This is a genomic window from Bradyrhizobium sp. 613_E4_N2_2, assembly GCF_052075995.1.
Classification (GTDB): domain Bacteria; phylum Pseudomonadota; class Alphaproteobacteria; order Rhizobiales; family Xanthobacteraceae; genus Bradyrhizobium; species Bradyrhizobium barranii.
Genome location: NZ_CP197234.1, coordinates 4,584,566 through 4,605,375 on the forward strand (window position 1 = coordinate 4,584,566; position 20,810 = coordinate 4,605,375).

Annotated in this window: 23 protein-coding genes and 3 pseudogenes; 10 read left to right on the forward strand and 16 right to left on the reverse strand. The window is 59.0% G+C overall.

The features are described from left to right. Positions 1–34: 34 nt before the first annotated feature. The 3 genes from AB7290_RS21955 to AB7290_RS21965 form a co-directional block, all read right to left on the reverse strand. Positions 35–265 (reverse strand): DUF6894 family protein, encoded by a 231-nt coding sequence (locus tag AB7290_RS21955; protein ID WP_085399377.1) that lies wholly within the window; start codon positions 263–265, stop codon positions 35–37. Positions 266–298: 33 nt separating this feature from the next. Then, entirely contained in the window at positions 299–469 is a 171-nt protein-coding gene (locus tag AB7290_RS21960; RefSeq protein ID WP_167768337.1) for a hypothetical protein, read from the reverse strand. 3,065 nt (positions 470–3,534) lie between these two features. Beyond that, complete coding sequence (locus tag AB7290_RS21965) at positions 3,535–3,696, reverse strand: DUF2934 domain-containing protein (RefSeq protein ID WP_085399381.1); 162 nt, start codon at positions 3,694–3,696, stop codon at positions 3,535–3,537. Positions 3,697–3,918: 222 nt separating this feature from the next. On the opposite strand from AB7290_RS21965, the gene AB7290_RS21970 reads away from it, so the two are divergent. Both AB7290_RS21970 and AB7290_RS21975 read left to right on the forward strand, forming a co-directional pair. Then, complete coding sequence (locus tag AB7290_RS21970) at positions 3,919–4,245, forward strand: hypothetical protein (RefSeq protein WP_245343988.1); 327 nt, start codon at positions 3,919–3,921, stop codon at positions 4,243–4,245. A gap of 2 nt (positions 4,246–4,247) precedes the next feature. Beyond that, positions 4,248–4,828: pseudogene (locus AB7290_RS21975) on the forward strand (ATP-dependent DNA ligase); the annotation flags it as partial. Here AB7290_RS21975 and AB7290_RS21980 read toward each other — a convergent pair. Continuing rightward, a pseudogene (locus AB7290_RS21980) lies at positions 4,827–5,378 on the reverse strand (ribonuclease HII); the annotation flags it as partial. The pseudogenes AB7290_RS21975 and AB7290_RS21980 sit on opposite strands and share 2 nt — an antisense overlap. 159 nt (positions 5,379–5,537) lie before the next feature. Further along, on the reverse strand, positions 5,538–6,038 hold the full coding sequence (locus tag AB7290_RS21985; protein WP_085399383.1) for a YciE/YciF ferroxidase family protein: 501 nt from the start codon (positions 6,036–6,038) through the stop codon (positions 5,538–5,540). Between the two features lie 350 nt (positions 6,039–6,388). On the opposite strand from AB7290_RS21985, the gene AB7290_RS21990 reads away from it, so the two are divergent. Together AB7290_RS21990 and AB7290_RS21995 are read left to right on the forward strand one after the other, a co-directional pair. Then, entirely contained in the window at positions 6,389–6,568 is a 180-nt protein-coding gene (locus AB7290_RS21990) for a hypothetical protein (protein WP_085399384.1), read from the forward strand. A 337-nt stretch (positions 6,569–6,905) separates the two neighbouring features. Beyond that, complete coding sequence (locus tag AB7290_RS21995) at positions 6,906–7,442, forward strand: DUF4142 domain-containing protein (protein WP_085399385.1); 537 nt, start codon at positions 6,906–6,908, stop codon at positions 7,440–7,442. 55 nt (positions 7,443–7,497) lie between these two features. Here the strand turns inward: AB7290_RS21995 and AB7290_RS22000 are convergent, their stop codons facing one another. The 5 genes from AB7290_RS22000 to AB7290_RS22020 form a co-directional block, all read right to left on the reverse strand. After that, the gene (locus AB7290_RS22000) at positions 7,498–7,677 is read right to left on the reverse strand and encodes a hypothetical protein (RefSeq protein ID WP_014494393.1); all 180 of its coding nucleotides are present in this window, start codon (positions 7,675–7,677) and stop codon (positions 7,498–7,500) included. Between the two features lie 114 nt (positions 7,678–7,791). Beyond that, the gene (gene ligD, locus AB7290_RS22005; RefSeq protein WP_085399386.1) at positions 7,792–8,739 is read right to left on the reverse strand and encodes a non-homologous end-joining DNA ligase; all 948 of its coding nucleotides are present in this window, start codon (positions 8,737–8,739) and stop codon (positions 7,792–7,794) included. Further along, a complete protein-coding gene (locus AB7290_RS22010) occupies positions 8,739–9,326 on the reverse strand; it encodes an alpha-ketoglutarate-dependent dioxygenase AlkB (protein WP_349642877.1) in 588 nt (195 codons plus the stop codon). Before AB7290_RS22010 ends, ligD begins: the two co-directional genes overlap by 1 nt. Then, positions 9,313–9,555, reverse strand: coding sequence for a hypothetical protein (locus tag AB7290_RS22015; RefSeq protein ID WP_085399400.1), 243 nt, complete (start codon positions 9,553–9,555; stop codon positions 9,313–9,315). Before AB7290_RS22015 ends, AB7290_RS22010 begins: the two co-directional genes overlap by 14 nt. Positions 9,556–10,610: 1,055 nt before the next feature. Then, a complete protein-coding gene (locus AB7290_RS22020; RefSeq protein WP_014494427.1) occupies positions 10,611–10,814 on the reverse strand; it encodes a CsbD family protein in 204 nt (67 codons plus the stop codon). Between the two features lie 129 nt (positions 10,815–10,943). Here AB7290_RS22020 and AB7290_RS22025 point away from each other — a divergent pair, with 129 nt between their 5' ends. Continuing rightward, on the forward strand, positions 10,944–11,360 hold the full coding sequence (locus AB7290_RS22025) for a PRC-barrel domain-containing protein (protein ID WP_028154492.1): 417 nt from the start codon (positions 10,944–10,946) through the stop codon (positions 11,358–11,360). 1,225 nt (positions 11,361–12,585) lie between these two features. Here AB7290_RS22025 and AB7290_RS22030 read toward each other — a convergent pair. Continuing rightward, positions 12,586–12,747, reverse strand: a complete 162-nt coding sequence (locus AB7290_RS22030) for a hypothetical protein (protein ID WP_161495769.1) — start codon at positions 12,745–12,747, stop codon at positions 12,586–12,588. 570 nt (positions 12,748–13,317) lie between these two features. Continuing rightward, complete coding sequence (locus AB7290_RS22035; RefSeq protein WP_014494423.1) at positions 13,318–13,566, reverse strand: DUF6894 family protein; 249 nt, start codon at positions 13,564–13,566, stop codon at positions 13,318–13,320. A 402-nt stretch (positions 13,567–13,968) separates the two neighbouring features. Here AB7290_RS22035 and AB7290_RS22040 point away from each other — a divergent pair, with 402 nt between their 5' ends. The 5 genes from AB7290_RS22040 to AB7290_RS22060 all read left to right on the forward strand — a co-directional run bounded on the left by AB7290_RS22040 (position 13,969) and on the right by AB7290_RS22060 (position 18,290). Then, on the forward strand, positions 13,969–14,331 hold the full coding sequence (locus AB7290_RS22040) for a hypothetical protein (RefSeq protein ID WP_441253818.1): 363 nt from the start codon (positions 13,969–13,971) through the stop codon (positions 14,329–14,331). A gap of 1,172 nt (positions 14,332–15,503) precedes the next feature. Continuing rightward, the gene (locus tag AB7290_RS22045; RefSeq protein WP_085399393.1) at positions 15,504–16,466 is read left to right on the forward strand and encodes a hypothetical protein; all 963 of its coding nucleotides are present in this window, start codon (positions 15,504–15,506) and stop codon (positions 16,464–16,466) included. 11 nt (positions 16,467–16,477) lie between these two features. Further along, positions 16,478–17,137, forward strand: a complete 660-nt coding sequence (locus AB7290_RS22050) for a hypothetical protein (protein ID WP_085399394.1) — start codon at positions 16,478–16,480, stop codon at positions 17,135–17,137. Then, positions 17,134–17,550, forward strand: a complete 417-nt coding sequence (locus tag AB7290_RS22055) for a phage holin family protein (RefSeq protein ID WP_085399395.1) — start codon at positions 17,134–17,136, stop codon at positions 17,548–17,550. The genes AB7290_RS22050 and AB7290_RS22055 overlap by 4 nt, the downstream gene beginning before the upstream one ends. Next, positions 17,547–18,290 carry a hypothetical protein gene (locus AB7290_RS22060; RefSeq protein ID WP_085399396.1) on the forward strand — a complete coding sequence of 248 codons (744 nt, stop codon included), beginning with the start codon at positions 17,547–17,549 and terminating at the stop codon, positions 18,288–18,290. The genes AB7290_RS22055 and AB7290_RS22060 overlap by 4 nt, the downstream gene beginning before the upstream one ends. Before the next feature lie 50 nt (positions 18,291–18,340). Here the strand turns inward: AB7290_RS22060 and AB7290_RS22065 are convergent. The 4 genes and pseudogenes from AB7290_RS22065 to AB7290_RS22080 form a co-directional block, all read right to left on the reverse strand. Further along, positions 18,341–18,603: pseudogene (locus tag AB7290_RS22065) on the reverse strand (GlsB/YeaQ/YmgE family stress response membrane protein). 39 nt (positions 18,604–18,642) lie between these two features. Next, positions 18,643–19,095 carry a YidB family protein gene (locus AB7290_RS22070; RefSeq protein ID WP_085399402.1) on the reverse strand — a complete coding sequence of 151 codons (453 nt, stop codon included), beginning with the start codon at positions 19,093–19,095 and terminating at the stop codon, positions 18,643–18,645. A gap of 934 nt (positions 19,096–20,029) precedes the next feature. Continuing rightward, complete coding sequence (locus AB7290_RS22075) at positions 20,030–20,497, reverse strand: hypothetical protein (protein WP_085399397.1); 468 nt, start codon at positions 20,495–20,497, stop codon at positions 20,030–20,032. Between the two features lie 9 nt (positions 20,498–20,506). Then, entirely contained in the window at positions 20,507–20,800 is a 294-nt protein-coding gene (locus tag AB7290_RS22080; RefSeq protein ID WP_085399398.1) for a hypothetical protein, read from the reverse strand. Positions 20,801–20,810: the final 10 nt, after the last annotated feature.

Consider the following 20,810-nt stretch of genomic DNA (forward strand, 5'->3'; position numbering starts at 1 on the left):
TCCTCGCGTTGGATGTCTTCGCTCTTGTCAGCGCTCACTTTGGCTTCTCAGCTTGGATGTGCAGGACGTAGAGCGTGTTCTGAAACTCGTCCGTCACTTCCATACGCCAACCGCGCCCCGGCTTCAGCTTTCCGTCTATGCCCTGAAGCATCTGCCCGGCCGTGACTGTGGCCTCCCTCCACGCGGCGTGCTTGTCCGGAAGCTCCTCTCCCACGTCATCGATCTCGGTGCGTTCGTGGGTGATGTGGAAGAAGTATCTTGGCATGCCCGAAAAATGCTTAACGGCAGGTTCGCGTTCCTAGCGATCGACGCGGCTTGGGTCTGGTTGCCGCATCCCGGAAGAGGTCAGCCAATCACTCAAGTGCGCACCGGTCTCGGCGATGCGTGCTCGCTTCAGCAGGGCTTCACGTTCCGGCCCGGCGGGTAACTGGCAGGCCTGCTCTTTGAGTTTGGCGGCCTGCTCGGCCATTCGTTCTTCGAGGGAACGGCCATCCTCCGCTGACCCTATGCAGAACGTGCTGGGCGCACGAGAGTGCGCGCAGGAGATTTAAGGGCCCGCCCGCGCTGAAGTGGCCGGGCGACGGACGCGTCAGCGTTCGGTCCTCTCCGGATGAACTCAGACCTCAGTCGAAAAGATCCGGAGCGGCATTCAAAGAAAGTGATGCTCCACCTCGCGGATGCCCAGACCTTGTTTTCGACTTTCCGAAGATGCTCCAGATAAATACGCTCAACACGATTGAAACGGCGAGCAGGAGCAAAAGGTCACGGACCATGATATCCTCCCCTTTGCTGTTCAATCGGGGAATTAGCCCAACGTTCCTATCCAATCCACTTGCCTCCACTCACGCAGCGGCGTCAGCCCCTAGCCACTGGCAAACCGGAAAAACCCGGCGGCCCTTGGAGGAGACCGCCGGGCTGATCCGCCGATCACACCACTTCAATGGCTGACAGGCTGAATAAATGGCGCTGGCTCGTCTGTCCGAATCCCGACAAACCGTCTCGGTTTAGTCGGACGTGTGGCCGACAAGTCACGTCCGGGCTCGCGTTCCTGGACGGAGCCACCGCCGAGAAGGCGACATGAAGCTGGAGATGACGAACGAGCCCGGCTGGATCAGAGACTTCTCGCGTCATCAGGCCAAAGGTGTAGCTCTGGTATGTGGGCGCCGCTGTAAGGGGCGTCTGCTTGGCTGTGCTAGCTCATTTCGTATCGGCTATTCGCTGGGGTGATTATTCGTCGCCTTACCAGCGCGATGCTGCCGTTCTGTTTTTGGACGAAGCAAGTCACGTTTTGAACCGGAGTGTCGGGTCCAACTACATAGAAAGGAGTGCGCCGAACGACGCAAGCAAACCTGTACCACCCATGATCGCTAGTCCGATGAAGAAGCGCTCGACCACGTCCAGGGCGGTCTCCCTTGTTCTCCTCAATTCGCAACGTTCAAAAGTGAACGCTGGTTCGATTCGATTGCCCATTTTTCCCGTTGGAACAAATGTTCACTCTGGCACTTAGGAACCTGCAACTTCGAGGGGTGAGAGTCATGAGCGACCCCGAGCTATCGTCGTCGCGGGCACCTCAACCGGGGCCGCCGTGTCCTAAATGCAAGCTCCCCGCGCGTTACATCACGTCGGTTCTGGACGTAAAGCGCGACCGAGCAGTGATGGTTTACCGCTGTGCACCATGCGGTGAGGAGATCTGGAGAGATTAGGGCAACGGCTAGTTTTCCAGGCGCGCTTGTCCTTCCCTGCTGCGCGCAAGAAAGCTAGACCGGTTTTGTCTCGGGCTAACGCCGCTAGCCTGTTTCCGACCTCAGTGGCGTAATTTGAAATTTGCAGTGGCCTAATTTCGATAGTGACGTGATTTTAGATCGGCTCTAAATTCGTTCCTGCTTGGGGGTGTTTTAGAGCGGGATCATGCGAGAGTTTCGGGCATATATAATCGATGGCGCGGGGCACATAACGCTCCGCGTTGATATTGTGGTGGAGGACGAGGCGGAAGCTCGGGAACGAGCCAAATTGCTTGTAGACGGGCGCGCGGTAGAGCTTTGGGAAGGCGCAACGAGGCTCGATAGATTTGAGCCAATCAGCAGGCACTAAGGCCGCCTCAGTTGGCGGCCCAAACAAAAGGCTCCGGTCCGGGGCTGGCAGGACTGGACCCTCTGGGAGCCTGAGCACGCGGTGAGTGGCGCGCTCGGCTAGCTGCTCATTCTATCCAAATGATAGGGGCCGCGGTATGGCGGCCCCCTGCCGGTCGCAATTTCATCCGTAATGAAAACCAGCCCCGGCAACATAAAATTAAAATCAGCCACCGGCCGAAATCAAGTGCCTTAGTCGCGCAGGAACATCGCGGCTAGTGCCAAGTTTTCCCGGCGCCCTCGAGGCCGTGCTCGCGAGGGTAACCTCTAGGCCCCGGCTCATCCCCCATTTGAGTTTCTTCCGGGACAGCGGACTCAAGGGAACGACAAGGGCAGGTATTTGAGTCGTTGCGGCTCGGTTGCCTAGCCGAGCCGGCGGAGCAGCCCCGGCCTACCCCCTTGACCCCTGCAGCCGGGCCGTCTCTTCGCCTTTGTCCGTATCGTAGTATCGTATGCGTTCCTCGCCCTCGATCGTGCCGGCTGACCGCCTCGCTGACTCTCAATCAGCATAAGAATGCCAGCGGTCCACCACGGCAATAACGATGACGGCTGCCAGCCGCCTCGACAGAGGCCAAGGTCCCGTACCACTTGTTCCAAAGCTCAATCATGTGCTGGCCTCTCGAGAGCGCCCCCACGATCGACAAGATCTGCTCTCGAAGAAGAACGAACTGTGCGATCAAAAAAGCAATGCTACTCATCGTCGCGCGGTTTTTCCCCGCGCGGCAAGGTGACTTACGCGGCACCGATGCGCAGGTCGCGCAGGTATTTGGCGTCCGGATATCGGGTGACGCTCCGGTCGAGTGAGCGTGCCGGATCATGTCCATCAGCGTGATGGCTCCTTCTTGAAGAGCGCTCTCAGCTGCTCCCACTTGGCCTCGATCCACCTCAAAGCCATGAGAAGAGGCCTCTGTAGAATAGGAATGTCCTGTGCGATAAGAAGAAGGCCTAGAGGCAGCATCCAGAGGCCGAAGATAGGCAAAAAGCTGAAGACGCCTCCTAGGATGAGCAACCCGGCGACAACGACACGGACCCAAAACGAGGATGGTTCTCGTAGCCACAGAATGAAGGTCGACACCTTCGTAGGCACCCGTCGCCGGAACAATTCAAAGTATCTATCCAATTCCGCTTTGACAGAAGCCATTAACTCGACCTTCTCTGATACCAGGACGCGGCAACTCGCTCGAAATCCGCGACTAAATCAAAATATCTGTACGGGAAGCGTTCCAAACCCTTCGGCTTCTCAATGGAGATGACGGACGATCCGTCTGCGGACAGTCAGGGCCGAGACGTTGCCGGCACTGGACCGGTTCTCCATGGTGGCTTCGAAAGACCGCCGCCAAATTTCCTCAGGGTTGCGCAGGGCAGATGATAACCGGCAAGCGCGGGTATGCCGGGTAGCCCTCGCCTAAAGCGTATCCGGTGTGCGTCGAGGTGAGCTTTGATCCTCGTTGAGCAATTCCTGCTCGGCCAAGCGCCAAAAGTCTTCGTCTCGGCCCTCTGGCTTACCTGCCTGCTCCCACAACTCGTAGGCCCGGACCGCAACGGCTTCATCAATTCGCCTATTCATGGGCCTTCTCCAGACCCTCAACTAGGGGCAATCGGAGGCGTTCCTAATCCGGTGATCCCCCAAAAACGAGCCTGTGAACTAAGAATCCTCCTATTCATACCGTCGCGCTGTTGTGCCGACTGATCCAACTGCGTACGCACTGCGACAGGAACGAATTGGCCCAGTTCAAATTGAATCCCGGTTCCGTTGCGTAAGTTGCTTATGCGTCAATCCCGATGGCTTATGTCGATCGCCCCGAACGGTGACGAGACTATCTACCTGGTCACAAGCAACTTCGGCCGCAACGGCAACGCCTGGCGCGAAGCAGACGTTGAGAGGGCGCTGGAAACCGTCATCCAGGATCTGCTTGCCGGAGAATATCGCAAGCCGATCCGGATAGTCGCCTTCAACACGGCCGAATGCTGGTCGGAAGATGTTTCCCAGGACATTGCCCGCGAGATCCAGCGTCGTTGCAATCTGCAACTGAGCGACGTGCCTTCGTACTTGCAGGAGTTTGTGGATCGCTACTCACCACAAGACCTGCAGCAATTCAGTCTTCGCCTGGTGTAGCGATGGCCTTCCAGGGAAAAAAGCCGGAAGCGCTGGGCGTCAAGGCGCCCTTCCCCGGCTTCCGAGCCGGCCCTGGCGGCCTCGATCGACCGCGTGCCGTCCGGCGAGCGATGGATCCATGAAATCAAGTTCGACGGCTAATCGTGTCCAGGTGCATCTCGCTAACGAAGCAGTGAGGGTTTTCACGCGGCGGGGGCACGACTGGACCAATCGCTTCCGGAAGGTCGCCGACGACGCTTGGCACGTCAAGGCTAATGCCGCAATCATCGACGGTGAAATCGTGGTGCCCGCCGCCGACGGCACGACGGATTTCTCGGTTCTACAGAACGAGCTCAAGGGCGCATCGACGAAGATCGTGCTCGTCGCCTTCGACCTGCTTTATCTCAACGGCAGGGACCTCCGGAAAGTGCCGCTGTTTCAGCGGAAGGCCGTGCTGAAGAAGATCATCACCGGCAGCGACGTCCCATTTAGCGAGAGCTTCGAGATCGACGGCCGCGAGATGTTCACGCATGCCTGCAAGGTTGGGCTCGAAGGCGTCGTCTCGAAGGTCCGGGACAGCGTCTATGGCAGCGGCCGGGGCTCGCCTGCTGCGGGATCGCTATCGCTTTTAAGCGTTTCGCGTCGATCAGAAGATGCTGCGGTGTTACTCCCAGCCCTTCGACAGCCCGGCGCATTGCGAGGATGCCCGCCCAGTAGATGTTGATGGTGTCGATCTCCTCGACGTCCACAAACGCGACAGACCACGCCGCTGCCTTTTCCTTGATTTCTTTCGCAAGAGCCTCACGCGAATTCGCATCCAGCCTTTTCGAATCGTCAATGCCGGTTATGCGCGTGCCGGGCTTCAAGATAACTGCGGCGGCCGAGACCGGCCCCGCAAGCGGGCTCATTCCGGCCTCATCGACACCCGCAACGGCATCCTGCCCCTCGTCCCACAATAGCGTTTCAAAGCGCAGCATCTTGCGAAGCCGCTGTCCTTCGGACCGGTTTTGAAAGCGCCGCTTTTCAATAAAGGCGAGGATAGCCCGCGCTCCCGCGCGGCTGTCAGCGCGCAGGATTTCCTCAAGGCTCGCTTCAAGAGGCCTGCCCTTGATAACATAGCGCTGACGTAGATCTTCGAGTGAATAGCGGGTCACGGCAGCCTCGATGCGGGGACTGTCGGAGGTGTCGCCAAGCTTTGTGGCGAATGTCTGAAATTCACTGTCAAGGGAATGGAACCAGGCGCCCGCGGCCTGGAGGGGACGGAATAAAAAAACGCCCCGTATTGCGGGGCAGTTTCTAATTCATCGTAAGTGTCAGGCTGCTTCAGCCTCCTGATTAATCGCTGTCTTTGCGATTTCAGTCAGAGCCTCGTCGGTCGCCTCTTCCTCTTCGAGGGTTTCCTCAAGGAGTGAGACGGCATCGTCGAGGCCAAGCTCTTCGGCCCAGGCAATCATCGTGCCGTAGCGAGAAATCTCATAGTGCTCGACGGCCTGAGCGGCGGCAAGGAGGCCGGCGTCGAGAGCGGGCGAGCCCTTATATTCTTCCATGATCTCGGCGCCCTCTTCTGTGATACCGACCATCGCGGCACAGGTTTTACCCTGCGGTTTCTTCTCGATCACCGCGAACACCTTCTCCAGCCGCTCGATCTGGCCTTCCGTCTCGGTGCGGTGTTTCTCGAATGCTGCTTTCAGTTCTTCGTTCTGAGCAGCCTTTGCCATCTTCGGCAGGGTGGCCAGGATTTTCTTCTCAGCGAAGTAGATATCCTTGAGAGTATCGTGGAACAGGTCGTCGAGAGTCTTCGGCTCTTTCGCCATTTGCGCTTCTCCAATGTTTTGAGGTCGTCGCATCACCGCTGGTGAAGCTCGGCGGCTAACGGGGCTGCCTTTGAGTCGTTCCAATTCCGGCCGCCCGGCTTCCGCCATTTGCCTCAACCGCTTCTCTTCATCTTCGGTCTAGGGTCGCGCCAAAAGCCGCCGCATAGTCAGACCTCCTGCCACATAAACCATTTTTCATTCATCGTCCCCCACCTCGGGGCGAGGCGACCGCGATAAACGCAATCTCCTTCGCACTTTAACGTTGGCTTTCCAACATATTGAAGTTCGCTTGCAACTGGCCTTGAGACCAAGCGTTCCACGTCTGCAGATGCCAGCCGCATGAGGGTGACATGAGCAAAGAACCCGCATTAACTCCCGATGATTTTCCGATCGAAGCAGACAAGCAAAAGCTAAAGACGCAAAAAGGCGAGCCCATAGCGACCGCCGACACGGACGAACTTGCGGATCAGCTCGCTGAGAGATTGAACGAGCAGGCTCACCGGGAAGAGCAGGATCGCTGGTCGGCGTGACAGGCACTGGTAGCGCGCATGCGCGCGGACGCTTCGCACGGCAGCCGGGCGGTGCTCGGAAGTGTTCGGGCCCCATGATGATCGCCCGCACGTCTCGGTCCAAAAGTGCACACAGCGCATACCCCTGTTTGAACGTTGGGCCGAACCACGTTTAGGAACGGCAGAGCTTGCCTTGGCATTGCCAGTGTATGCCGGAACGTCCGGCATGCTCATTGCCCGGGCAAGCGGCCCCGGTCTCCCTCCTCTCGGGCCGGGGTCGTGCTCGTCCCTTTGTGCCCAGGAACTTTGATCCTGAACGAAGGTTGATCGCGCGATTATCCTCCAGAGGACGACTTTCATGAAAAAAGCAGCCCTTGCATTTGCCGTGCTCGCAGTCTTTGCCTCACCCTCCTTTGCGCAGTCGGTCGGCGAGAAGACCGGCGTGAATTCCACGCTTGGAATTGCGCCGAAGACCGAAGACTTCATCAAGGAAGCCGCCATGAGCGACATGACGGAGATCGAAGCGGCCAAGATCGCGCAGCAGAAGGGCAATGCCGACGAGAAACAGTTTGCGGAAATGATGGTGAAAGACCACACCAAGACGAGCAGCGAACTCAAATCGATGGTCCCCCACACCCTGAAAGCCGCGATCCCGGCTTCGCTCGATGACGCGTCGCAGAAGAAGATCACAAAGCTGCGCGAGGCCAAACCCGAGGATTTTGCGTCGGAATACGACGCCATGCAGGTGAGCGCTCATAAGGATGCGGTCTCGCTGTTCGAGCGTTACTCGAATGGCGGCGACGATGCCAAGCTGAAGGACTGGGCTGGTAAAACCCTGGCGGCACTGAAGCACCATCTCGAAATGGCGCAGACGCTCGACAAGAACCGTAAATAGGTCAGGCAATCACGACACAAACGGAAAGCCCGGCCGAAGCCGGGCTTTTGTTACTTTACGGCTTCTGGCCGCCCTGCTGGCCGCCCTTTTCGCCGCCTTGCTTGTTTTGGCCCGGGTCCTGGTTTTGCTGGCCCGGCTTCTGATTCGGGTTCTGACCTTGCTGGCCGCCCTGATTGCCCTGCTGGTTCTGCTGTCCAGGGGTCTGCTGCTTGTTGGGATTCTGCTCGTCTGCCATGTGAACGTCCTTTCACTTCGTGGATGATGACAATCATGCGCGAAGGTGCTCGTTCCTATTCATGGGATTAACGAGACAAGGATGCTCACCGCTCAGCCGGGCTGACATGCCGCGTCATCCTCGCGGCTTCTCGCGCTCCATGACGACGTCTTTTGCCTGCTTGTCTTTTCTCAGGCCGAGATAAACGGGGTGCCGCATCTCGCCGGAGCTCGTCCACTCGGTAAATTTTACCTCGGCAACGAGTTGCGGCTTCACCCAGGTGGTGACCGCTTCGTCCTTCACCTTTTTGCCGAAAGGAGATTTGGCGGCTTTGAGCTTGATGAGCCTTTTGTGCAGCTCTCCGAGTGTTTCGTGGCTGAAGCCGGTCCCGACATGGCCGATATAACGCCAGCCATCTCCTTCCCGCAGCGCAAGTGTAAGTGCCCCGAAAAACGGTCTCGTCCTCCGCGGCGCCGTAAATCCCACGATCACCACTTCCTGGCGTTTCGAGGTTTTGATCTTCAGCCAGTCGTCGGTTCGCGCGCCTGACAGGTACTTGCTGTCGGCGCGTTTTGCCATGATGCCTTCAAGACCCTTGCGCTCGGCCTCCTCGAAAAATTTCACGCCCGAAGTCTTTCGGTCGCGACTGAACCCGATGAGCCTGTGCTTCGGCAGGATACCCTTAAGGCGCTTCTTCCGCTCCGTGAGTGGCAGGCCACGAAGGTCTTCGCCATCCTGAAACATCAGGTCGAAGGCAAAGTACTGCAGCTTTGCTTCATGGCGCAGCGCATTCTGCAGGAGCTGAAAATGCGATACGCCGTCTTTGCCGATCGCTACGAGTTCTCCGTCGATGACGGCATCGCCTTTGACACCTTCGAGGGCCTGGGCGACTTCGATATAGCTATGGCTGATGATCTTGCCGTTGCGGCTGTAGAGAGTGACCTTGCCACCGTCGATCTTTGCGACCATCCGGAAGCCGTCATACTTGTCCTCGAATATCCAGCCCTTATCGTCGAACGGCGCGTCGGTCAGTGTCGCGAGCATGGGCTGGAGCCGCTTCGGCAATGTGGATACGCGCGCCACTAGGATTCACCTTCTTCGAGCACGTTACGAAACGTGACCGAGTAGCGCAGGCTTTCGACACCGGGAATGCTGTGCTGCCATTCGGTGCGCGACGGACCGCGGAGAAGGTAGACGGAGCGCGGCTCGGCAACGAGGGTGTTCCTCTCGAACGACTTAGCCGTTCGCCTGCGGAGCCTGAAGATACAGGAAGACAGCAGCGAAATGCCGGCAACATCGCCAAAGACGGAGCGATCTTTATGCCAGCCGATGCCGGCGCCGGGCGCGTACTCGGTCACGAGAACCTGTTGGAAGCTGCCGGGCACAATGCCGGCGAATGCCTCGGCACGGGCTCGGATCGGGGTCAGGAATTCAGGCATGTCCTCAGTTCTGGTGAGACCACCGCCATTGAAATCGTAGCGCCAGCCAAAAGAAACGGTACGGCGCTTGCCGGTGAACCCGCGGAATTCAAATTCCCTGAATGGAAGCGTCTCAATATCAGCCAGAAGCGCACGCTCTTCATTAGCAGAGAGAAACTCCGGCTGATACTTCATACCTTCCGGAAGGAAGACACCTCCGAAGAGATCGAAGGTTGCGTTACTTGCGCGCACTCGATTTTTTCCGCGCCTTGGAGTTGACGGGCTTGCGGTCGCCCCGGTCACCCTGCCCCGCTTTCACTTTTTTCTTCGCCGTCTTGCGGCGATCCTGAGAAAGCGACCGGCTCACATCATCGCTTTCCTTGATACGGCCTTTCGCATCGCGGCGAACATATCGCTTGTCGCCGCGAGGCGCGATCAGCTCACGCTTCGCCGCCGCCCGCCATTTTGTAATTCGCTTCATGTGGTCTCCCCGCTTTTGGTCTGGTGGTATCCCAACTTTCCGCAAAGGCGCACGGTTCCGTTTCGGGCGCGTCCTCCTGCTGCGCGGGCGACCGGGCTCTAGCGCGTTCCTTAGCAGTCCCGCGCCCGGGTCTTCGTCCCCGGCCACGCGGTGACGATCCCTCGCGCGTAAAGGGGCTGCCGCCCCTTCAGCCGTCAAGGGCAAAGCCCGCGCGAGCGCGGTGCGTCGCCGTACCCTTGACCGCCTTTCTCCGCTCATTGCCCCCAAGGCTAACCCATCGCCAGAAAATTGCATCAGCGAGGAGTCGTCGATGCTGGGCCTGACGTAGCGCTCTGCGGCGGCTCCTTTGAAAATGTCATGGTCAAAGAAGCACTGTGTGACAAAGATTGACGAGCCGACATCGTCGCACCAACCCGCCAGCACGACGTCGCACCGGCCGGTCATGCTAAGGCCGACTGCCTTGCCCCGAGTGGAACATGTCTTGATCAGATCCCACATTGCATCGCAGAGCGAACGATAGTCGGCGAACTGATTCTCCATCAGAAGCGCCGAGAGCAGCTGCGGTACCGTCGACATGCCCGTGACCGCAAACACAGCGTTGTGCTCAGGAAAACTGTGGACTTTGGTTCCTATCCCACAAAATTTGCCGGACGTCGGGTCGTGCCAGGCCGCGTCTGAGAAGATGTGGACAGAGTTCGAAGACTTAACAGCGGAGACCGCAGTCATTAGTCTTTTCCTTCGTCATCCTCAGATCTTCGTCAACTTCCACGACCCCGCTTCGCCGCAGAAAGTGCTAGTGATGCCGGAGCGGCAAGAGCCGCGCAGTCGCAACGGCTGAAAAAATCGGCATTGATTTCTCCCTTAGATTGATCGGCCGGGCGGCCTAGGGGGTCATATTCTGAATTGCAGATGCGCGTGAAAGTGGGCCGCCGAGCTGGCGGAGGGTAGCGGCGTCGGCCCAGGCGCAACTCAGTGGATGCGCCTGCGGGCCCATCACGCGCGACGGAGGGCACTCCGCCCTCACCTCACCGGGCCCGCCTCTTCAAATCAACTGCTCACCAAGTCTGACGTCCGTACCAATCATCGACCTCTTTCTTCGTCTGGTCTTTCTGATAGCCGTATCGCTCCTGAATTTTGCCTTCGAGTTGATCTCGCTTCCCGTCGATCACGTCGAGATCGTCATCAGTGAGCTTTCCCCATTGCTCTTTGATCTTGCCTTTGACCTGCTTCCAGTTTCCCTCGACCTGGTTCCAATCCATGACGCTGCCTCCTGCTGATCGGTTTAATCGGTGCAGCATCAACGAATACTAGTGAAAGCCGTTCCTGCGCATCACTAGGAACGAATGCCGAGCGCTTCTGTTTTTTAGGTTCCAGCTAGGGAGGATATCGTGAGAACATTGGCCACCATCACTGCTCTGCTCTTTGCTTCCGCGGCGTTCGCCCAGACTCCCGCTCACACGGCGTCCGAAGCAGCCGCGCCAATCGCCGCTGCGGGAGACTGGAGCGCAGCAAAAATGAAGGGCGTCAACGTTTACAATGAAGCCAACGACAAAGTCGGAGACGTTTATGACATCATCATCGACTCTCAGGGCCGGGTGAGGGGTCTTGTCATCGAGGCAGGCGGCTTTTTGGGAATGGGCACGCATTATGTGCTGGTCGCGATGAACAGCCTCAAATTCGCTAATAAGGCTGGGAAAACGACCGAAGGAATGACGTCCCAGACTGCGCGCGAATGGTTTCCCGATCGCGCCGTTATCAACGTCACGAAAGACCAACTCAAGTCGATGCCAGAGTTCAAGTACTAGGTAACTCTGTCGAAAGGCCTATGGCGACAGTCGCCAGCTCGGCAGTGTGGCTGCTCAACGCTGCCTAGCGCTACTCCATGATGTTTGCCCGCATCGGGTTCATTCCTTGAACCTTTGCATCATCGTTCTACACCAATGAGCATCCGAGATTTTTGTCCCTCCACCTCGGGGCTGGTCTGAGCATTGCCGCCGGGACAGCGTATTTTTAGCCGGCGGCGCATTGCCTGGGGAGAAACCGTCGGCGACCTTCAAACGCGCCACCGCCGCCCGAATACCTCGCATTACGAGAAGGGCTTGAATGATGATTTTCCACTTCGGCACAAATCAAATTCCTATGCGCAAAGGCGCAGGGGGCCTGGTAGTGAAGCTGCGTCTCAGCGATGGCGGCCGCGCTATCCCCGTCCATCGGTGTGAGCTTTGCATGAAGCCAATGAGGCACGTAGGCGATCAAGCCGAAAGCCGGCTGTTCAAGTGCGACGACTGCGCTCTTGTCAGCACGGAGGCATGTCTTGCATGACACTACTTCGGTGGCTGCAAGTCCGGCGATTTCAGCCATTCGTCAATATGGGCGGTGATATCAGCTGCGCGGGCCTTCCTCAAAAGGTCCTCCCGTTCCGTCCCCGGGGGCAACTGCTCTACCCCTTCCCGTGCTTGTCTAGCTTCTTCGATGAGCCGTTCGCCTAACGCTCTATCCTGTTTGAACCGGTCGCGTTTCATTTGAACATCCTCCCGCACACCAACTCTTTCGGGATTTCAACTGTTCAATCCGGGAACATTACATCTGGCGCTCTCTTCTAGCGGAACATCCTGGTTGCGGCGTGCCGCCGCAAGCCGGTGCGTGAGGCGGTCCTGGCGTCTCCGTCCTATCCAACCCTCAAGGCGGTTGGGCCGCTCACGCTCGCAGAGTAGACGCACCGAGGAACCGACTGTCGGTGGACGGCTTGTGTCTGCGGTGACTGCTTCCCTAACGAGGCAAGAGCCTGTCCGGAGGCCCCAGCATCAACATGCCCCGGCCGGGTGCTGGGGCTGCCACAGGCACAGGAATTAGGACGTGCATCCCAATGCCAACACGATTTTGGGAGTTTTGCTGGGGGCTGCTCTCCTCTACGTCATTTTTGCCCATTAGCGCGCCCAGGAGCAGATGATCGGGACCCGATCAAGCAGCACGGAGGCATCACACGTGGGGACGAAGCAGGAGGAAAGAGGCCGCCAACTGAGGCGCCCCTTACTCGTCTATCTCGCGGAGCTTCTGTTCTAGCCGGTCCATCTCGTCGCGTAAGCTCTTGGCCCGTTCCACGTCCCAGCCAGTCCGCCGCAGCTTTTGGCGGCAGTCAAAAAGCTTCATCGCTAGTTCTACGCGCTCGTTTTGATGGGGCACGACAGACATTCCGACGGTCTCCCCTATTGGACCATCGAAAGTCAGATTCGTTCAAACTAGGCCACCGCTACTTTCAAACTAGCCCACCGAGGCGTCCTTACCGCATGCCCATGAACAGCGCCGCGACAAACAGTGCGGCGCCAAAGGCTGCAATGCCAAGGCAGATGCGTGCGTGAACTGAATACCGATTGAGATGGGGCTGTTCGATCATGGCCCTCACCTCGGCGGCTGCAAGCCCGGTGACTTGGCCCAATCGTCCAGATGGTTCGCAATGTCGGCTTGACGTGCCTTCCTGATAAGGGCGTCTCGCTCGGGACCAAGTGGAAACACCTGAGCCATGCTGAGAACCTCTTTCGCCCATTCGGCCAATCGATCTTGAAGCGGAAGGTGTTGTTTGAAACGACGCCGCTGGGACATGGCATGCTCCTTTCCCGTTCGAGGAAGGCGGGAGCGCAAGTGGCGTTATCGTCACAGATAAAAGCCAAGTTCCGTTCTGTGATGAGTGGATAATCGTAGGGAGCGGATTTAATTTTTCTTTGTCGAATGTTAAGTTTCCAAATTAGCGACCGACAACAGCACCTAATTGGAGTTGATTTCAGCGGTTAGCGTGAGGGTGAGCAAAGTCCGACCTTCATTTGGGAAAGGGCCGTCCGTGACCTTCATCTCCCATGGTATCCCCTTCCACATGTCGGTGGGATGCTCGGAGGTCAGGACAGTACCCGCGTACTTCACTGCTTCAAGTTTCGCTGCTTCGGTATCGGCCACTTCAACGCCGACGTCATCGATCAGCATTTTTCCGTTCAAAATATGGAAGTAATAGCGCGGCATAGGCGGTCCTCCGTTTGGGTGGGGAGCGCAGCGCGTTTCTCAGTCAGGGGGCGCCTTGATCGGTCCCGGTGATAGAGGACAAGAGCAGATACCGGACGGCGTTCCTAATTAGGCCACCGTTTGTTGGCCGCGGGGTTCTGACCGAGCTAGGAACATCGTGGTTTTTGCCAAGTTTTCCCAACGCCCTCGGGCTCGCCGAGGGTTAACCTCTAGGCCCCGGCTCATCCCCATTTGAGCTGGGGCCCTTTTCTTCCGGGACAAGGTCTCAAGGGGAACGACAAGAGCAGGCGAATATTTGAATCGTCGCTGGCTCGCTGCCAGAGTTGGCGGAGCGGACTCGGCCTACCCCCTTGATCCCCTAGCCGGGGCCGACTCTCCGCCCTTATCGTATCGGAGTAGCGTATGCGTTCCTCGCCCTCTATCGTGCCGGCCGACCGCCTCGACCGCGACATCTATCTGGTGCTTGAAGACTTCGGCGCGCGCGCCGGTGGCGCCTGGCGCGAGACGGATGAGGCTGACACTGTCCTCGATGGCGTCCTGCAAAATCTCCTATCCGGCCAGTACGCCTATCCCGTCCGAATTGTATCCTTCAACCCCTTCGAGGGGTGGTCGTGGGATGCGACTTCCGAGGTCGCCGACGCACTGGCCCAGCGCGCAACCGACACCGACGCTGAGGTCTCGTCTGCACTACAAGAATTCATCGCTGCCAACGCCACAAGGCGCTTCGACATGCAGCTAGCGCTGCCTCTGCGCGGGCTGGCCTGATGCCAGCGAAGAAAAGCCCCTCGCCGCCGATGCCACGACCACGACGTGCGTCAACTGTGACGATCTCGGCTGGGTTTGCGAGAACCACCCGGACCGTCCTTGGGACGGCCCGCGCGCCTGCACCTGTGGCGGCGCTGGCGCACCCTGCCCGGCCTGCAACGCCGCTGGCGAAGGTGAAGTGCCGCGCATGCCGAACGGATTTCAGGTTGAGGTCGACAAGGACGGTCGGCGACACTGAGGTGCCTATCTACGGTGTGAGCGGTCCCAAGCGCCTCCGGGCTGGAGTGGAAGGAGACGCCGGGACCGCCACGACGCACCGGCTCAAGGCCGAGCGCCGGCGGATATTCTCCGCCCCGGGGTTGATCGCAGGCTCTAACAAATGTGTGGTGCCCTGGATTAACTTCACGGATGACAAGCCGGGGCCGTGCAGATGTTCGGACCTTCGGGAAGGCCAAGCGGCGTAAGCCTAGGAAAAATCGGCAATCAGCACTGTTCGCTTCCGCACATAACCGCTTGCCACTCCGGTACGGCGTGTTCTTTCTTTGGCAGCGTGGCGATGTACTCGCCGGCGTCGAGCAGCGTCGCCAATGCGAAGCGGCCGCCAACTAAGGTGGCCTCATAGCTCCAAGATCAACCAAGCGACGAGCGCGGCGTTAAGAATGCCGACCGCGACAATGCCCGCCTGAAAAGGCCCAGTCTCGATCGCGACCTCCCGGCCAGGACGTCGTTCGTTGAACTCGAAACCGGTCCAGAGCCCGCCTCCTCGCGGTACCGGGCGTATGCCCGGTAACAACCACAAGGCTCCTGGCTTAAGTGGGAAGCGAATTTGCTCGAACACATTTCCGCAAGCCGCGGCAGAATGTCTCGATTTGAGCTGCGATAACTTTAATAAGGCAGGCGGGGCCGCCGATCGTATCGGATCGCTTGTGCCCGCCCGCGCAAGCGCGAGTCCTGCGGGATCCTACGATCGGACGCGACATTCCCCGAACTCTCCTGTCGGCACGCCACCGCTGCTCCGAGGTTGTTTTCTTCACCACCAAAGTCTTGCGCGCAGCGGAGAGTTTGGCCGGCGGCACGTCATCCTTGCTCAGCTAGGAACGATTCAACAAAGCGTGTGTTCGTCCTTAGATCCAAGAAATGAAGCACAAGAAATAAAGCAGGAGGGTGAAGCGATGGCGCGATCAGTGGAGGAGTTGAGGCATGAGTCCGAACGCAGCCGCGCAGAGCTGGCAACTACGGTAGGGCGACTAAGGGACCAGATATCGGACACCGCCCAGGACATCCGCCACAAGGTCTCGCCGCAGCACATTAAATCCGAAGTCTCCGAATACGTCAGCCACAAGACTCAGAGCTGGATTGAAGGGCTCAAACAGCAGATCATGGACAATCCCATGCGCGCAGTGGCCGCGGGCGCTGCAGTAGGAATTCCGCTGCTGCGATTGACGCGAGGTGTCCCGTTGCCACTTCTGATGATCGGCGCCGGACTTGCCCTGACCTCGAAGACAGTGCGTGATCGCGCTGCGGACGCGTCCGGTCCGGTAATGGATAGAGCGGGGGAAATGCTCGAGGAGTTGGCGGAGGGTGCCCGTGCCATGCAGGGCGACGCGACGGAAAAGCTATCCTCTGCTCGAAGCCGAGCCGCTGGCATGGCTGGAGACGCACAAGATCGGGCCGCCGGCCTTGCGGATGACCTGCGAACAGGCGCAACAAAGGCTGCCAGTTTCGCAGGTGAAGAACTCAAGAGGGGCATCGACGCAGCCAAGGACGCGGCGGCGAACACGCCTGACCAGGCTCGTCAGACCATCGGCGACAACGCTGCTCTCATCGGAGGCCTGGGCATCGCGATCGGCGCCATCATCGCTGCGGCTCTTCCCGAGACCAAGGCTGAAGGCAAGGTGATGGGTCGGGCGAGCGATGGCGTGAAGCAGGCTGCGGCCGCTGCGGCGCAATCCGGATTCGAGGCGGCGAAAGAGGCGACCACGTCTGCAGCCGACGCGGCGGCGCAAAAGGTCGCAGAGGCCGATCTCGGCACCCACGCCAGTCGTATGACGCAGAACGTGGCGGACACTCTGAAAGAGGCTGCGGACGACGTCGTCGAAGCCGCCTTTAGCTCCTCTCAAAACACCAACACCTGAAGGAAACCATCATGAGCGAAGTGGACCCGAACAACATCACGCAGTTCGCACCAAACCGGGACCGGGGCCCCTCGAAGGATCTGAAGGAACAGATCGGTGAGGCCGGCGCAGAGATGAAGCAGCGCGCTGGCGATGCCTTGCAAGCAACGGCCGATCTCGCGCGGGACAAGTTCAGTGAAGCGGCGGATGCAGCCAAAGGGGTGACGGAAGGGACTGTGGACCAGATCCAAAGCCAAGCCCGCGAGCAGCAGCGGTCGGGCGCAGATTTCGTTGAACGCCTCGCAGGCAACATGCGAGAAGCCGGCCGAGCATTCGAGAGCGACGTACCGTCCGCTGCACGCGGCATCGGTTCTGCTGCCGACTATGTCGAAGAAGCCGCTCAGAAGATCCGCGACGGGAGCTTCCGGGATCTCGTCGAAGGCGCAACTGATTTCGCCAAGCGTCAGCCCGCGGCCTTTCTCGGAATATCTGTGCTGGCAGGCTTCGCAGCAGTCCGCTTCCTAAAAGCATCCGGCGAGCAATCGTCATCATCGAAGCGGAGCGGCACAACGGATAAATCGTCGTCGGAAGACGTTCAGAAGTCCGATGGCCCCCCGTTCTCGGCGAGTTCCGCGCGGCCTAGTCCGAGTTCGCAACAAACGTCATCCTCACAGGGCAACACCGTACCATGAGTATCGAGCACGATATCAAAACTAGCCAGGGCGAGTTTCGGGCCATCTCGACGCTACTGGGCGATGCCATGTCGCAGTTCGCCAAGCTCTTCCAGAACGAAATGGACCTGGCCAAGGCGGAGGTTGGCTACAAGCTTCAGAAACTCGGTGGCGCGCTAGGTTTGATTGCAGGTGGCGCCGTTCTGGTGATTCCGGCGATCGTCATGGCGCTATTTGCCCTGTCCGCGGCGTTGATCTCCGCAGGATGGTCGCAACCGGTATCGTATCTGACATCGGCGTTCATAGCGGCGATAATCGCGGCCGTGCTGTTTGCAGTCGGCATCAACCGGCTTGATGTGCGCAATCTGGCACCTCACGAAACGATCGGCCAGCTTGAAAAGGATAAGGCCACCATGAAAGGAATGGTGCAATGAGCAATACAAAGAGCGGTTTTATCGACAATTTGGTGACGGCGGCCCGGGAAAACCCTCTTGCCGCTGCGCTTATCGGAGGTGGAGCGCTTTGGCTGTTGGCTGGCGACCAGAAGCTGAAGACCGCGACCCGCTCGGCTGTGAATGCAGTTTCGCCCGTGGCCGATGCTGGGACGAGTACTCTCAGGTCGGCAGCGTCGGCTGTTAAGCAGACTGTGGCGCCTCCAACGGCACCTGAAATGGACAACGAGGGATCGCTGGGCGTCGGCGAAACTTTGACCGGCGCCACCGCTGCGGCTTCCGATGCATTCTCAGGAGCTGTCGACAGCGTTCAGGATCGGTTCGACGAGGGCGTCGCCTTCTTGCAGGAGAACTTTGGCAAGCTTGGCAATGCGCTTCCAGGTAAGGAAACGCTCACCAGTGCGCAATCGTCACTAACTGAGTTGCTTGAACGACAACCGCTGGTGCTGGGGGTTGTGGGCATGGCGATCGGTGCAGCAGTCGCAGGCGCGTTTCGCGCTTCCGAAATCGAGAACGAATATATCGGCAAAGTCGCCGACGAAATGAAGGCCGACCTTGATCGTCGCGCCGGCGCGGTATCGCAGGCCTTGCGGGAAGCCTCAGATACGGTGATCGCAGAAGTCGGCGACAAAGGTGCCGTAGCCTTGAATAGGGTAAAGCAGGCCGGCATGGAAGCCGCCCAGGCAGCCGCCGGCAAAATCAGGTCCCCCCAGCCGGGCTAAGGTTGCGGTGGTCGCGGATCACGTGGTGCCGCGAGCAACCTGAGTTTTCCTCAGATTGCGCGCCGTTGTCTGCCGACCAGAAAGCCGTAGACAAATAGCACGATGACCGCGCCGACCACGGCGCCGATCAACCCTGCTCCTTCGCCAGGACGATACCAGCCAAGGGCTTGCCCAAGGTAAGTCGCAACGAAAGCACCAACGATCCCGAGGATGGTCGTTGGATGAACCCGGCTGGTTCGTTGTCCCCCGGCATGATGAACTTGGCTATCACCCCGGCGATGAAGCCAATAACGATTGCCCAAAGAATGCTCATTCTTCATCCTTTCAAAAGCGACGTGGCGGCAGTTCAAGACTATGGACTGGGTAGGCGTCCCTCCGGCGTATACTTGTCGACTGCTGAGGGGTCCCGGGATAACCTTGCGAGAATCTCCTCTTGGGAAAGCCCGGTCTCCAGTTCAAGCTTTTCCAACACGTCTGGACCTATTGCTTCCCTCAGCTGCGGAGGCGAAATGTTCTTATTGGGCCCTGTGCTGATCCAGGACTGAGCTACGTCACCGCGGCCATTTTGATTGAATTTCTCCAGCAGCTCGCCGATCCCTCCTTGAAGCAGTCCGCTGACTCCGGCCCCGCTGAGCATGCCCGTAAGATTGCTGAGCAGCCCACCAAGCGGCTGTTGAGAACCACGGGGTTCTAACGACCCCGCTCCCGGGCCCTTTAGCAGCTCCGCAAGCTTGTCTCGATTCTGATATCCGGCAATGGCGAGCAGTCCTAAAAGCGCAGTCATGGACGGCATTCCGCGGCTCATGTTGATACTCCGTGAACGTTTAGACAGGTCGAACTCTGACCCACTGGATCTGTTCCTGCGCATAGCCAGTTTGACGCGGGGAGAGAACTCGCTCCGCCTTTGGAAGCGAACAACCGCGCGGGCCATGTTTAGCGAGGGGGATCGTACCGTCTGCAGGGTCGATTGGGCAGCCTTGCGCGACCGTGCCGCCGCTGACGGGACCGATCCAAACAACATAGTGACACGTTCAAAAAGCGTCGGGCGACTATCGAGCAGATCGCACGCGAAGAGTACGACGCGGGCAATCTGATGCCGGTGATCCGGACCGAGCAGCTTACGCTCTCCGATGGACCGCCGCCTTGAACGGACCGGACAGTTCCGCGAAAGCGAGTTAATGCGCGCGCACGGCCAAGACGCCTTCCCGTGACTGATGTCGCTTTCTGGACCCTTAGCGGACCTGCCCCGGCCCTTTTTCCCGATGGAAGCTTTTGACTGTGACCGAACTGGTGTCACAGAATCTAGTAAGGGCTCTTGCCGGCGGTTAGGCCGGCCGCTTCGCTGCTGGACTTGCTGCGCCGCCTCTGCGCTCGCTTCTTATCTCGGCCGCAACCCCGTTCGCGCGTTCCTCGCGGCGGGCGCGCAGCTCTTCAAGTTCGTCGGCTGACAGATGCTCGACCCCGACAAAGGAATTCTGGACGGAGCCGGTTCAGATCAGCTCGTCCAGCCTTGTTTGCGATGGATGCGAACAGGCGCCGCGCCGATGACTGTGCCGCATACAGCCCTCCTCTCGCAATGGCAGACCGCCCCCAAGTGCTGCACGGGTTCCCACCTGACCAGCCGCTCCGGTCGAGGGCTCACGGGACCAGCGTCGACGACGAGTCCCTGCCCTGAGGTCCGCCGCGGGACTGCCCGACGGCAGTTCACGCTGCCCCTCGGTCGACCCCACGCGCCCGACTTACCTGCCGCTCAGCGAGAGGCTGATGCGCGTAACGATGTCATCCCAGTCACGCTCTTCCCTGGCCGGATAATTGATCAGGACGCAGTGAACCAATCCCCTCGAGAAGTTGCAGCGATCGTACCAGACCTTTTCGCCCTTGTAGCTCGACACCGCAAAAAACCCAGGCGTCACGCGCTTATATTGAATGCGCGGAGGCGGATGCTTTTTCGCGAGAAAAGCAGCGGGTGAATCGTTCGAGACATTCGGTACCGCCTGGATTGTGAGCTCGGCTCGGCCGTCAGCGGTTTGGAATCGCGGTCCGTAGCCGTCCGGCCGGCCCGCTTCTTCGGAAAAGATCGAGGCGGGAAAATCGACCGAGGTACCGGTCTCCGGGATTGAGTATGTCGTCCATCCCGCGGGTTGCGCCGAGACCATGGATGTCACGGCAGTTAGTCCAAGACCAAGAGCCGGCGCTGTCGATTTCATCCGATCTCCTCAGTCGCGCATCGAGGCATAGACCCTGCGTTCGCGTTCTTCGGTCAATGGAAAAAAGCGGCAGGGCAAACTACGTTCCTCAAAGAAGCCCTCCGCCGAGAGATTTTTGGCTTCCAAGGCGGCCCGCGCGCCCTCAGACCATCGGATCAGCGTTCTCTCCGACGGGATCATGGTCGATGCAGTCGACCAGTCCTGGCCGGCGGTTTCAGTGGGTGTCAAACGTGCAGCGGATCCCATCGCAACGAGGGTAGACACCGTGCTCGCGATCCGCGTCTCGTCGCGGGCGAGCCTCATCGGCTAAGGC